At 56.0% G+C, this 12,746-nt stretch carries 14 protein-coding genes; 10 read left to right on the top strand and 4 right to left on the bottom strand.

Going from position 1 to position 12,746, the window contains the following annotated elements:
- The first annotated feature begins 196 nt into the window (after positions 1-196).
- The 10 genes from FJ145_06675 (at position 197) to FJ145_06720 (ending at position 8,631) form a co-directional block, all read left to right on the top strand.
- Entirely contained in the window at positions 197-904 is a 708-nt protein-coding gene (locus tag FJ145_06675) for a hypothetical protein (GenBank protein ID MBM4261114.1), read from the top strand.
- A gap of 20 nt (positions 905-924) precedes the next feature.
- Complete coding sequence (locus tag FJ145_06680; protein MBM4261115.1) at positions 925-1,923, top strand: cupin domain-containing protein; 999 nt, start codon at positions 925-927, stop codon at positions 1,921-1,923.
- Between the two features lie 42 nt (positions 1,924-1,965).
- Positions 1,966-2,970, top strand: coding sequence for an ABC transporter substrate-binding protein (locus FJ145_06685; protein ID MBM4261116.1), 1,005 nt, complete (start codon positions 1,966-1,968; stop codon positions 2,968-2,970).
- Positions 2,942-4,480: a UbiD family decarboxylase gene (locus FJ145_06690; GenBank protein ID MBM4261117.1), complete on the top strand. Its 1,539-nt coding sequence runs from the start codon at positions 2,942-2,944 to the stop codon at positions 4,478-4,480. Before FJ145_06685 ends, FJ145_06690 begins: the two co-directional genes overlap by 29 nt.
- A gap of 252 nt (positions 4,481-4,732) precedes the next feature.
- Complete coding sequence (locus tag FJ145_06695; GenBank protein ID MBM4261118.1) at positions 4,733-5,323, top strand: hypothetical protein; 591 nt, start codon at positions 4,733-4,735, stop codon at positions 5,321-5,323.
- 31 nt (positions 5,324-5,354) lie between these two features.
- Positions 5,355-6,140: a glycosyltransferase family 2 protein gene (locus FJ145_06700; protein ID MBM4261119.1), complete on the top strand. Its 786-nt coding sequence runs from the start codon at positions 5,355-5,357 to the stop codon at positions 6,138-6,140.
- Between the two features lie 44 nt (positions 6,141-6,184).
- Positions 6,185-6,421 (top strand): hypothetical protein, encoded by a 237-nt coding sequence (locus FJ145_06705; GenBank protein MBM4261120.1) that lies wholly within the window; start codon positions 6,185-6,187, stop codon positions 6,419-6,421.
- On the top strand, positions 6,310-6,693 hold the full coding sequence (locus FJ145_06710) for a hypothetical protein (protein ID MBM4261121.1): 384 nt from the start codon (positions 6,310-6,312) through the stop codon (positions 6,691-6,693). Before FJ145_06705 ends, FJ145_06710 begins: the two co-directional genes overlap by 112 nt.
- Positions 6,694-6,712: 19 nt before the next feature.
- A complete protein-coding gene (locus FJ145_06715) occupies positions 6,713-7,561 on the top strand; it encodes an SDR family oxidoreductase (GenBank protein MBM4261122.1) in 849 nt (282 codons plus the stop codon).
- Positions 7,555-8,631, top strand: coding sequence for an SIS domain-containing protein (locus tag FJ145_06720; protein ID MBM4261123.1), 1,077 nt, complete (start codon positions 7,555-7,557; stop codon positions 8,629-8,631). The genes FJ145_06715 and FJ145_06720 overlap by 7 nt, the downstream gene beginning before the upstream one ends.
- A gap of 1 nt (position 8,632) precedes the next feature.
- Here FJ145_06720 and FJ145_06725 read toward each other — a convergent pair whose 3' ends face one another.
- The 4 genes from FJ145_06725 to FJ145_06740 form a co-directional block, all read right to left on the bottom strand.
- Positions 8,633-9,055 (bottom strand): response regulator, encoded by a 423-nt coding sequence (locus tag FJ145_06725; protein MBM4261124.1) that lies wholly within the window; start codon positions 9,053-9,055, stop codon positions 8,633-8,635.
- Positions 9,056-9,270: 215 nt separating this feature from the next.
- The gene (locus FJ145_06730; protein ID MBM4261125.1) at positions 9,271-10,356 is read right to left on the bottom strand and encodes a cupin domain-containing protein; all 1,086 of its coding nucleotides are present in this window, start codon (positions 10,354-10,356) and stop codon (positions 9,271-9,273) included.
- A gap of 76 nt (positions 10,357-10,432) precedes the next feature.
- Complete coding sequence (locus FJ145_06735; GenBank protein MBM4261126.1) at positions 10,433-11,704, bottom strand: ABC transporter substrate-binding protein; 1,272 nt, start codon at positions 11,702-11,704, stop codon at positions 10,433-10,435.
- A complete protein-coding gene (locus tag FJ145_06740; protein MBM4261127.1) occupies positions 11,485-12,546 on the bottom strand; it encodes a cupin domain-containing protein in 1,062 nt (353 codons plus the stop codon). Before FJ145_06740 ends, FJ145_06735 begins: the two co-directional genes overlap by 220 nt.
- Positions 12,547-12,746 lie beyond the last annotated feature (200 nt).

Raw genomic sequence — 12,746 nt, forward strand, 5'->3', positions numbered from 1 at the left:
GTCGCTCAACCAGCGCATCAAGGCGCGCGCCAAGGTCTGACCATTTCTGGTATCGGTCCGGTGGAATTTTAAGGACGCGGTGGCGGCGCTGAACCTTCTGCCGGGCCCTGATGGCGCTTCGAGCTTGACAATACTTCGAACGATCAGTTAGTGCTAACAAATTGAAATTGAACGGCAAAATTCGGGAGGAGTTACTATGAAACCGCAGGAATGGCGCCAAGCGCTGGGCGAATGCGTGCGCGATTTGTTTCGCTCGCCGGAGATGGAGCATTTCTATTCGATACCCATGAACATCAAACGGGCGCAGATTTACCTGTTGCAGCTGAGTCTCTACGTCCGGCAGCGGCGCAATTTTTGGCCGCAGGTCGCCGCCAATTGCAACGAGTTCGACGTGAAACAACGGATTATGGAACATGAGCATGAAGAGTTAGTCGAGGACGAGCATTCCAAACACGGTCATCTCGATTTGATTTTTCGCCAGGGCAAGGAGCTTGGATTGAGCGTCGACGACGTGCTCAACGCCGAGCCGCTGCCAACCACCAAGGCGGCGATTTACGGTTGGTTCTGGATTGCGCGCAATCGCCCCTGGCAGGAAGCCATTGCGGCGTCGACCATCGCCGAGTGGACCAACGATGATCGCTTGCTTGGCGATTTGGGCGGCGCCAATTGTAGCCGGCTCTACAAGATCTGGTCGCGCGATCTGAAATTCACCGACAAGCAAATGCCCAACTTTACCGCGCACAGCAAAGCCGATGTGAAGCACTCCGATATGTTCATCGACGTGTTGGAAAGATATGTCGAGCCGGGGCGGGAAAAAGACGTGCTCCATACGGCGAAGGAATCGATGGATTTGCACCGCGCTTACTTTGGCGGCATGGCGCATGCGATGGAGAAAACTGCGTAAGTTAATCAATCGGGGTTGCAATGAAGCTTGAAGAGCTTGACAGCCAGCTTGAGAAGAATCAACTCTCGGGCTTTTGGCGCACGCGCGTGCCGGGGCACGCGTCCGAGGCGCCCTACCTATGGAAATGGGAGCCGCTGCTCGACGGTTTGCTCAAGGCGAGTGAGACCATCGGCATCGATCAAGCGGAGCGGCGCGCGATTCGCTTGGTGAGCCCGCATTTGCCGATCAAATCGACCTCGCACACGCTGCAAATTACGTTTTCCATCGTCAACCCCGGCGAAGTGGCCAAAGCGCACCGACACAACATGGCGGCGATTCGCTTCGTCGTCCAAGGCAAAGGCGCCTATACCGCGGTGGACGGCGAAAAGTTTTTCATGGAAGAGGGCGATCTGATCTTGACGCCCAATTGGACTTGGCACGACCATCACAACGAATCACAAGATCCGATCATCTGGCTCGATGGCCTCGACGGACCGCTGATTCAGTCGTTGAACGTGTTGTTTTTCGAGGATGCGGAAAAGCCCGAGCAGGAGATTACGCGCCAGACCGGCGAATCTTTGAGCCGCATGGGTTTTGCGCGCACGACTAAACCGAACGAATCGTTCAAGCGCGGCACGCCGTTTCGCTACTCATTCGTAGACACTTACAAGGCGCTGAAGGCGATGACCGAGGCCGATCGCGATCCCTACGACGGGATTTTGCTGCGCTACATCAATCCCGCGACCGGCGGCTATACCTACCCGACCATGTCGTGCGAAATTCAAATGCTCAACGCGAAGGATGTCACCAAGCTCCATCGCCACACGAGCACGGCGCTTTATCACGTCAACAAAGGTCAGGGCCGCACCAGGGTCGGCGAGGGCTATCTTGAATGGAAAAAGGGCGATTCCTTCGTGGTCCCCCTTTGGCAGTGGCACGCTCATGAAAACTTGGGCAGCGACGAGGCCATTCTTTTTTCGATGAACGATCGCCCGGTGATGGAAGCGCTGCAGCTCTATCGCGAAGAATCGGCCAGCTGAGAACTTTTCACCTCTCACACGGAGAGGTCAGAGTAAACCCCTATGGCTTCTCCCATTCACGTTCGGCTCGCGAGCCGCGCCTACGACGGTGTTTTGCCGATCCTGCGCGGCCAGATGAAAATTCCCGGGTTCGAATTTGACGTCACCGAAACCGAGGACGTGCCCGGCATGTTCGCCGGCATGTTCAAAGGACAGTACGATATTTCGGAGATGTCGCTCGGCGAATTGATTTATTATACCTCGCGCGGCAAGGCGGATTTTGTCGCGATCCCGGTCTTTCCCTCGCGCATGTTTCGCCACGGCTTTATCTTCACGCGCAAGGCTTCGAACATCAGAACCCCAAGCGATCTGAGCGGCAAGAAAATCGGCTTTCTTCGTTGGGTGCAAACCGCGGCGATCTGGATGCGCGGCATGTTGATCGACGAGTACGGTGTGTCGGCGAAAAATTCCGAATGGTATGTCGCTTCGATTCATCACTGGGACGATCACGATCCCGGCGCGACGGTCGAGCCGCGCGACGGTTCGGTGATCCGCATGATTGAAAACAGCGGCAAGAACACTTCCGAGCGCGCTTGCAAGGCTATTTTCGATGGCCAGGTCGATGCGCTGGGCGTGACCGAGTCGCAATTTGCCACACTGCTCGCCAACGACACCGTCAAGAAGTTGTTTGAGAACTCTCGTGAAGTCGAAGCCAGCTATTTTCGCAAGACCAAGATCTTGCCGATCATGCACGTGCTGGCGATGCAAAAATCGCTGGCGGAAAAACATCCGGAGCTGCCGGCGCAGCTGTTTCGTCTCTACGTCGAAGCCAAAAGCTGGGGCCAGCGCTGGCGGCGGGCGGTTCCCAGCCTGGCCGAGGCTTGGCCCAATCCGTACATCGAGGCGGAACAAGAAATTTTTCAGTGCGATCCCTGGGCGTACGGCTTGGAAGCCAATCGCCACGTGTTGAATCGCTTTTTCGCCTATTGCGATGCCCAGGGCGTGACCGCGAGAACCACGGCCCCTGAAGAAATCTTTCATGGCAGCACAGTCAAGCTCAGCGAATAGCAATAAGGAGTCCCCTATGGCGACGGCAGCGGCGACCCAGGCCCCATCCAGCTCAGTGTGCGATCTGCGCGATTGGCTCAAAGACGTCAAGCGCCTCGAACAGTTGGAGCAAATTTCCGGCGCGCATTGGAATCTCGAGATCGGCGCGCTCACGGAAATTATTCTTGAACGGCTGTCGACACCGCCAGCGGTGGTCTTTGACAACGTGCCGGGCTTCGATCCTGGCCGGCGCGTCCTGGTCAACATGCTGGAGACTCTGGAGCGCACGGCGCTGACGCTTAACTTGCCGCTCGATCTCAAAATCATTCCGCTGATCGACGCCCTGCGCGCCAAACTGCGCGCCATGCAGCCGGTCAAAGCCAACGTGGTCAAGACCGGGCCCATATTTGAAAATGTCGAGCGCGGCGATCAGATCGACCTAACCAAATTTCCCGTGCCGTTCTGGCACAAAGGCGACGGCGGCCGCTATCTCGGTACCGCTCACCTGGTGGTCACCCGCGATCCCGAAACCGATGTGGAAAACGTCGGCTGCTATCGCGTGATGCTGCAGGATAAGGACAAAGTCGGTTTGTACATATCGCCGGGCAAGCACGGCAAGATGCATTACGAAAAGGCCATGAAGGCGGGCAAGACTTTCCCAGTGGCGATGGCTTTCGGCCAGCATCCACTGCTTTATGTTGCGTCATCGCAGGCCGTGCCGTTTGGCGTCAACGAGTACGACTGGGCCGGCGGCTTGATTGGCCAACCCATTGACGTGATCGAAGGGCCTATCACCGGGCTGCATTTTCCTGCCAACTCGGAGATTGTCATCGAGGGCGAGATCGTGCCGGGGGAAACGATGCAAGAAGGGCCCTTCGGTGAGTGGCCGGGCTATTACGCCAGCGCCAACCGGCCTGAGCCGTTTGTGCGCGTCAAGGCGCTCTACTATCGCAACGAGCCGATCATCTGCGGCGCTGCGCCGTTTAAGCCGACGATACACGGCATGTACCGCTCCTGCTTGCGCGCGGCGACGGTTTGGAACGGCATGGAGCAAGCCGGCGTGCCCGACATCAAAGGCGTTTATCTGCCGCCGCCGGCGCAACGCTTCATGATCGTGGTGGCGATCAAGCAGCGCTACCCCGGGCACGCCAAACAGGCGGCGTTGGTGGCGTGCCAGTGTCATGCCGGGGCCTATCTCGGTCGCTATGTGGTTGTCGTCGACGACGATATCGACATCACCGATACCAACGAGGTCCTGTGGGCGATCTGCACCCGGACGGATCCGGCCCTTCACATGGACCTGCTGCGTCGCACCTGGAGCGGCCCGCTCGACCCCATTATCCCTCCAGGCCAAAAGGGCCTTAACTCGCGCATGATCATCGAAGCCGTGCGGCCTTGGGAATGGCGCGATAAGTTCCCGGCCACCAGCGCGATCACCGATGAGACCCGCCGGGAGTATTCGACCAAATGGGCCAAGCAGCTTGCGAATGTCCAGGCGCGCCAGGCCCAGGCTCGTTTCCGCCAAGACTAGACGCGGCCCGGACATGGGTAGCCTCGGCCTTATCAAGGGAGCATCAAAACAATAATATGGATTGTCATTCCATTGGTTTTTGCGGTCCTCTGGCTAGTCACCATGATTAGAACGGGTAGGCAGAGAGCTGGCTTGTTCGCGTTCGTTCTCCTAGCGCTCTCTAGTCTCGTCATGTATGTGCTTGCGGACGGGTTCTTCCTTTGGTTGTGGCTACCATCACGCTACGTTCAATACACAGTCCCGATCGTTTGTGTGGCCATCGTTAGTTTAGCCATTGATCGTTTAGTTGCCAAAATCCCGCTGGCGCGCGCCAGAGTCGCGGCGCAGACTTTTGTCGTCGCAATCCTACTTTTGCATTTTGACCTCAATCAGAGCGCTGCGTTGGATAATCAATCGGACAAGAAAGAGCTTTTCATGACCGTAGCTGCGCTGCCGAAAGGAGCGATGATAGCGGCACATCCAATGCTTGCCGATTACATTCCGACATTCTCCAGGCGCAAAGTGTTTCTAAATTACGAATTGTCTCAACCCTACAAAGACCGCTATTGGTTAGTTCTGAAAGAAAGAACATTTGAATTTTTTAATGCCTATTACTCCACTGACATTTCGAGCGTTGTGCAGTTCTGTCAGAAAAACAAGATCGATTACTTGATCGTTGACAGGCGACATTTTACTTCAGAGTTTCTTCGTGCGAATCGCCTTTATTTCGAGCCCTTTAATTCTTACCTAAAAGAGTTGACACGAGATCGATCCCGATATGCATTGGCCTCGTACGCTGGAGAGCGTAGAGAAATCATGGACAATAGCATCTATATCGTAGACGTGCGTGCGCTCGGTCAATGAGCGGTGCGTCGAGCTTTGATTCCTTAGAACAATGACAGCAATAACGTCAAACCAAGCCCGACGAAAGGTCGTCGTCGTGATGCCGGCTTACAATGCCGCTCGGACCCTCAGAATTACCTATGACGCGATTCCGATGAGCAATGTCGACCAAGTCATTTTGGTGGATGATGGAAGCCGGGATGAAACTCTGAAGATCGCCAAAGAACTTAAGCTTGAAGTGTTCGTGCATGCTCGCAACATGGGATACGGCGCTAACCAGAAGACGTGTTACACCGAAGCGCTCAAAGCCGGTGCTGATATCATCGTCATGCTCCATCCGGATTATCAATATGATCCGACTCTGCTGCCGAACTTGATTGCCCCTATCAAGGCGGACGAGGCTGACATTGTGCTCGGTTCGAGATTGCTGGGTGGTGACGTCGTTGCTCAGGGGATGCCGTGGTGGAAATTTTTAGGGAATCGGTTTTTGACTTGGGTGGAGAATAAGATTCTTGGGCTGGCATTATCCGAATATCATACCGGTTACCGGGCCTATAATCGCCGAGTGTTAGAACAAGTGCCGTTCTTGCTCAATTCGGATAATTTTGTTTTCGATCAAGAGATGATCGTTCAAGTCGCACATTTAGGATTTCGTGTTAAAGAGGTGCCAGTGCCAACGCGGTATTTTCCCGAAGCCTCAAGCGCGAGTCTCATCGCCAGCGTTAACTATGGGTGCAGCATTCTTGTGCTGATGGCGCGTTATGTGTTGCATCGGCTCTCTTGGTTCAATCAAAAGCAATTCGAGTGTTTTGCGGCGCGTTACAAGAGAGCCGATTAGTTCTTTTTGAAAAACCTGCATTGAGCTCATAACAGACTGGCTTCATGTCTACTTACGTGCTGGGAATATCAGCTTTCTATCACGACTCAGCAGCCGCGCTTGTGCGCGACGGTGAAATCGTCGCTGCTGCGCAAGAGGAGCGGTTTACCCGTGAGAAGGGAGACGCGCGATATCCCGCAGCTGCGATCGATTATTGTTTGACAGAAGCCAGCATTGGCGTGCGCGATCTCGATTACGACAGCGCTACGGTGTGCCGGTGGGTTATTCCGGCCATGAAGTAGGGTTGGCGCCTTCGTCGATCGCGGCTGCGGCTTTGGGCTCGTGTATGATCGAACGGCATATCACGCTGGACCGAGCCATGTGGGGCAGTGACCAAGCCGCTTCGGTGGAATGGCAAGGGTTTTGGCGCCTGGTGAAAGATGTGCGCGCCATCGAGAAATCCATGGGCGATGGCATCAAACGCGTTTATGCGAGCGAAGTGCCGATCATAAAGAAGCTGCGACGCGTCGGTGGCAACCTCAACAACGGCTCTTCGGCCAGCGCAAGCAAATGATGGCGGGGTCCGGTGTCCTATGAGCCTGGCATCATCTAGTGTGCGCGAGCGCTTTGAGCTGAAGGACCATGTCGCCATCATTACCGGTGGCGCCGGTCTACTGGGTACGCGCCATGCCGAAGCGATTGCGGAGATGGGCGGCACGCCGGTGCTTGTCGACGTGGACGAACGCTTGGCGCAGGAGCGAGCGCGCCAGCTCGCAGCGACTCACGGATGCAAGAGCCTGGGCATTGGTGCAAACATCTGCCAGCCCGACGAAGTTAAGGAAGCTTTGCGCACTGTGCTTGCTAATTTCCAAAGAGTCGATATCTTGATTAATAATGCAGCTAATAATCCCAAGGTGGACGCAGGAGCGCAGAGCGGCGGCCACTGGTCGCGTCTGGAAAATTTTCCTCTGGCCACGTGGGAACAGGCTGTTGCGGTGGGCTTAACCGGGGCTTTTCTCTGCAGCCAAATTATCGGTTCGGAGTTGGCGCGGCGCGGCTGCGGAGTCATTCTCAATATTGCGTCCGACTTGGGCATCATTGCACCCGACCAGAGAATCTATCGCGACAGCAAGCTGCCGGCCGATCAACAACCAACCAAGCCGGTGAGCTATTCGGTGGTTAAGCATGGAATCGTCGGCCTGACGCGCTACTTGGCGACTTACTGGGCGGACCGCGGGGTGCGCGTCAACTCGCTCTCTCCCGGCGGTGTATTTACTGGGCAGGACGAGGATTTCGTCGGGCGTTTGGTCAACCTGATCCCGCTCCAACGCATGGCTGATAAAGACGAGTACAAGGCTGCGATCGTGTTTCTCGTTTCCGATGCCTCGTCTTACATGACCGGGGCCAACTTGGTGATCGACGGGGGCCGGACAGTATGGTGAAAGATATTTTGGTTCTTGCGTTGGATATTGACGGCGTTCTTACTGATGGCACTGGGGTGTTCCAGCAGAATGAATCATACGAACCTCGCTTTGACTTCCATGATCTAGATGCGGTGACCACCGCACGCCGTTCTGGCCTGGTCCTCGCGTTGGTGACGGGCGAAGACACCGAGCTTGTCGATCGCATTGCCAAGCGCTTTGCTATCGAAAACGTGATGCGCGGCGCGAAAGACAAAGTCGCAGCGTTGCAGGAGCTTTCCAAGAAGCTTGGGGTGTCGTTGGAAAACTTCTGTTTCGTTGGTGACGGAGACCGCGATGCAATGGCGTTTCCAATCGTTGGATTTGCTCTGACGCCGCGCAACGCCACTGCCAAGGCCAAAGAAAACGCACACCATGTGTTAACGTCCGCTGGCGGCGCGGGCGCGGTGGCGGAGACGGTAACTTTGCTGCAACGTCTCAGAGCTGACAGCGCAAGCGGTGACAAGTTGGAAGAAGAATTGCGTATCATCGTTAGAGACAGCATAAATGCCCACCAAGAGCTACTTCGGCACTCTTTGCCGGTGCTTGTGGAGGTCACCCAGACGCTTATTCGAGCGATTCGGTCAGGGCATAAGATCCTGCTTTTTGGTAACGGTGGCAGCGCCGCCGACGCACAGCATGTGGCGGCTGAATTGATCGGACGCTTCGCCCAAGAAAGTCAACCTTTTGCAGCGGTTGCACTAACGACCGACACCTCAGTTCTAACTTGCGTCGGCAACGATTGGGATTACAGCCAAATATTCTCCCGGCAAGTTCGCGCGCTTGCAAAGCCTGGTGACGTGGTTGTCGGGATCAGTACCAGCGGTAAATCACCCAATGTCCTGCGTGGGTTAGACGCTGCACACCAATGCGGTGCGTTTAGGATCGGTTTTACTGGCGCTTCTGCGGGACCCATCGTGCAATCGAGCGATCTCTGTTTCATCGCGCCGGCAAGGTTCACGCCGCGAATTCAGGAGCTCCATCTTCTGGCATGGCATGCCGTTTGTGAAATGGTGGAGCGACGGCTATTAGCGGCCTCTGACCCAAGCTAATCTATGACTTTGGCTTAAGGACGTTTTTGATGGCGACTACGGAAACGCATTCTCGGCGCACACTTCCCTGGCATAAGAAGGCGTTGTTTTCGCTGATTGTCGCTTGCGCCACAATAGTCGCCTTGGAAGGCGCCGCCACAATCACGGGAACGTCACTCCAGGTCTCGGCGATGCGTTGGCTCAGCTCCACGCCGCTTATACCCGGCAGGCGAACGTCGGTGATGACGAGATCGACGTCTCGGTTTTCGAGAATTTCCAGTGCTTCCTCGCCGCGGTGAGCGACGGTTACCTGAAAATTGTTGAGTGCATAGAGGCGCTGCAGCTGCTCACAAATGACTGTGTCGTCATCGACGACGAGGATGTGCGGTGTCAGGGTGAGCGGCGCAGAAGTTGCCGGTCGCGTCGAGTTTGTATGGGGTTTCATTTTTTACGTCTAGCCGGGTCGCCTGGCGATGTAAGGCATCATTATAGCCCGCTCCAGGCGCAGAGCAAGATTTTGGCCTTTCGCACGACCTATTTCCCGCAAAACTTTTCCTACTCCCACCCTCCAAGTCCTCGTAACCTCCTTTCTTCCCGTCCGTTTCTCCTGTCGGGTTTCCAATGTTTGGCTGCTGAGCCGCGCGAAGCTTGGTCGGTAAGTCAGGCTTTCGCGTAATATTTCTCCATCATGTTTTTGACGCCGGCCTTGGTGCAGGCCTCGTCGAACCATTTTCTTACGACCGGCGCTTCGTCTTCGTATTCGATCTGGTTGCCGCCGAGCTTGACGTCGATGTCGACCTTGCCGCGGCCTTCGCCCCAGAGCTCGTGATACTTTTGGCTGCCCCAGCGCAAGGCTAGGTAGCGCGCCGGTTCGCTGCCAGCGTTGAAATGCTGGTGGAACCAGCCGCCCGGCGGCACGACCAGGCTGCCTGGCTTCCAGTTGTAACGTTTGATCTCTTGGCCTTGCTGCCATAGCAGCGAGTAACCTTGGCCGCGCAAGATGATCACATGCGCACCGGGGCCGTGGAAGTGGGCTTTTTTGTAGGTGCCGACGGAAAACTGCGAGACGTGCCCGCACAAGGTGTTTTCCGACAATTCAAACCGGACTTGCGAGCCGCCGCCACCCCGCTCCTTCCATTCGAGCAATGGCAAATTCTTCACGTCGGCGACGAAATTCGTTAGCCAGGTCCGCCCAGAGTACCAGGTCCCCGGACTGCTGAAATAGTTTTCTTCCGAGTTGAAACGTTCGCGAAACACGTAGGGACAATTGAAAATAAAGTCGGTGCTGTGCATCAGGTTCATCATGATCGGCGCGCTGGTGACGGCAAGAAAACGCGCCGGCTCGGAGCCGTTGACGTTGAAAATCTGATGCCAGGAGTTGATCGGCGGGGAAAATAGCGAGCCTTCCTGCCATTCGAAAGTCCGCTTCGGTCCACCTTCGTTCCAGATCGTCGTCGCGCCGCGGCCGCTGATGACGTAGATCAGCTCTTCGTACATGTGCTTTTCCGGCTCCAGCGCTTTGCCTGCTGGAATCTCGCAAATGTAAGCATCGTTGGTTTCGCCCGTGCCTTCCAGGCAGAGCCGCACGCCCAGGCCGCCGGTGCGCTTCCACGGTTCCAGCGGCACGGTGGCGACGTCTTCGACGAAAAAGCTTTCGACGAGCGGAACGCCTTCGCTCTCCACCCATTTTTTATATGTGCCGCCGGTGCCGACGACGGACTCGGTGGATATTATTGGTTCTGTCATGGACTAGTGCTCCACTGATTTTCGGATTGCCTCGCGCAAAGGCGCAAAGGGCGCCAAGAAAGGAGTTAAGAGATTGTCATTTCTTTGAGCGTGCGTCGAAAAACTTCTTGTAGAATCCGTCTTTTTCCAATTCGTCGATAACGCTCTCGTCGACGAATCCGGCCAGATTTGGTTCTTTGACATCTGTTGTTTGCCTCACAAGTTCAAGAGTCGTCGTAATGCCGCTGCGATCCAGGCGCGGTGGAAAGGAAAATTTTGCGCCGTAGAAGTTGTGGGTTTCTTCGAGGATCGTCACATCCTTTTGCTTGAGCCGATTGCCGTAGACCTTAATCGCTTTTTCTTTGTTGGTTTTGAATTCAAAAATTCCTTCGCTATAGGCGCGCAAAAATCGTTTCACGGTATCTCGTCGACTTGTCAGGTAAGAGCGCCGTGTCATGACGAGAGTTTGGGGGAACGATGCGTTCAAGTCGCCCAGGTTGGCCAGAATACGCAGCCCGGCGCGCGTCGCGGCGATGGTCTCCGGCGGCGACAGAACCGTAGCGTCGATATTGCCGTTCATCAGGGCCGCGAGCCTTTCGGGTGCGCCGCCGGCAGCGAGAATTGTGACGGCGCTGCGCGGGATGTTCCATTCCTTAAGGGCCAGCGTCACGCCAAGATCATTGGAGCCGCCGAAATTGACGATGCCCATCTTCTTGCCGACGAGCTCGGCCGGCGCGCGTATCTCCTTGCGGACCACCACGCTCAACGGCAGTTTGTTGTAGGCGGCTGCGATAACGACGACGTCCGCGCCGCGCACGTAGGCGGCAAGTGGCGCCGTGGCGGAGCCTTGAATGAACGGCACGCTGCCCGAGAGCAGTGCCGCCATGCCGCGGGCGCTGCCGGGAATCAAAATCAATTCGCCGTTAAGGCTGTGTTTTTCGAAAAGGCCAAGATCTTTGGTCGCCCAGATCGCGCCTTGGAAACCCGCGTGGCCGTCATAGCCGACGAGGATTTGCTCTTGGGCGAAGAGGGGGGTGGAGAACGCGAACAGAACCGCGACGAGGATTGAAAATTGAAAATGGAAAATTGAAAACGTCGGAATTGCATGATGGGAGGGGGAGCGGTGGGCCATTTTCGATTTTCCATTTTTTAGAATTTCAGCCTGACTTCGACGCCGTTGTTGGCGCATTCTTTGATGAACGTCTCGTGCACTTCGGGGTCCTGGTCTTTGTAATCGATCTGGGTGCCACCGCTGGCTTCGACCTCCAGCGTCTTGACCAAATCTTCTACTTGATAGGTGAAGCCCCACGGTTTGAGCGCAAGGTAGCGCGCCGGCTCTTTGCCGGGATTGAAGTGCTGGTGAAACCATTTGGCCGGCGGCACGAACAGGCTGCCGGGCTTCCAGTCGATGCGCTCGCGCTTTTTTCCCGGCTCCCAAAGAAACGAGTAGCCTTCGCCGGAGAGGATCAAGATGTGCGCGCCGGGGCCATGCCAATGGGCGCGCGGGTACGTTCCTACTGGATACTCTTCGATGTGCGCCGACATCGTGTTGGCGGCGAAGTGCAGCAAAATGCCGCGCGCACCCTGGCCGCGGGCGTTGTGGTCCAATAGTTTGAAATTGGGAATGTCGGCAATGAAGTTGGAGTCCCAAGTCCGATGCGTTTCCACCGCTGTGCCCTTGCCGCTGAAATAACCGTCTTCGCCGCTGAAGCGATCGGTGAAGGCAAAACTGTTGTTCATGACGAAGTCGAGATTGCGAAAGCGGTTGATCATCACCGGCGCGTCGGTCAAAGCGACGAAGCGCGCCGGTTCATCGCCGGTGGCGTTGAAATGTTGCCGCCAAGTGTTCAACGGCGCCGAAAACATGCTGCCCTCGTGCCATTCAAAAGTCTGCTTGCGCCCGCCCTCCTGCCACACCGTCGTCGCACCCCGTCCTTTGACGACGTAGACCAGCTCTTCGAATAGATAGTGCTCTGCCGCTGTTTGGCTCTTGGGCGCGATCTCGCAGACGTAGGCGTCGCAGCTCCGCCCGGCACCGAGCATGTTGATAAACGCGCCGGAGGCGCCCTTGCGCTTCCACGGCCCGAGCTTCATCGCGCGCAGATCGTCGATGCCGAGGCCGCGGTAAATCGGAATGTCTTCCTGCTCTTGCCAAATCTCGTAGGGCGTCTTGTCCGAGTAGGCGGCTTGTTTGGTCAGATCGATGGCCACGTGTTTCTCCGGATCGGAAATTTAACCGCAAAGCATGTCCTGAGCACCTTCGAAGGGAACGCAGAGAACGCAAAGTTCGGAATCGGAAAGAACCACGAAACACACGAAAGACACGATAGTAAGACTTTGTAGAGTCGCGGTGCTCAAATTACGTATGTTTCGTGCTTTTCATGGTTATTCTTCTCTCCGAACCTTCGTGT

This window comes from Deltaproteobacteria bacterium, assembly GCA_016874755.1.
Classification (GTDB): domain Bacteria; phylum Desulfobacterota; class Binatia; order UBA9968; family UBA9968; genus DP-20.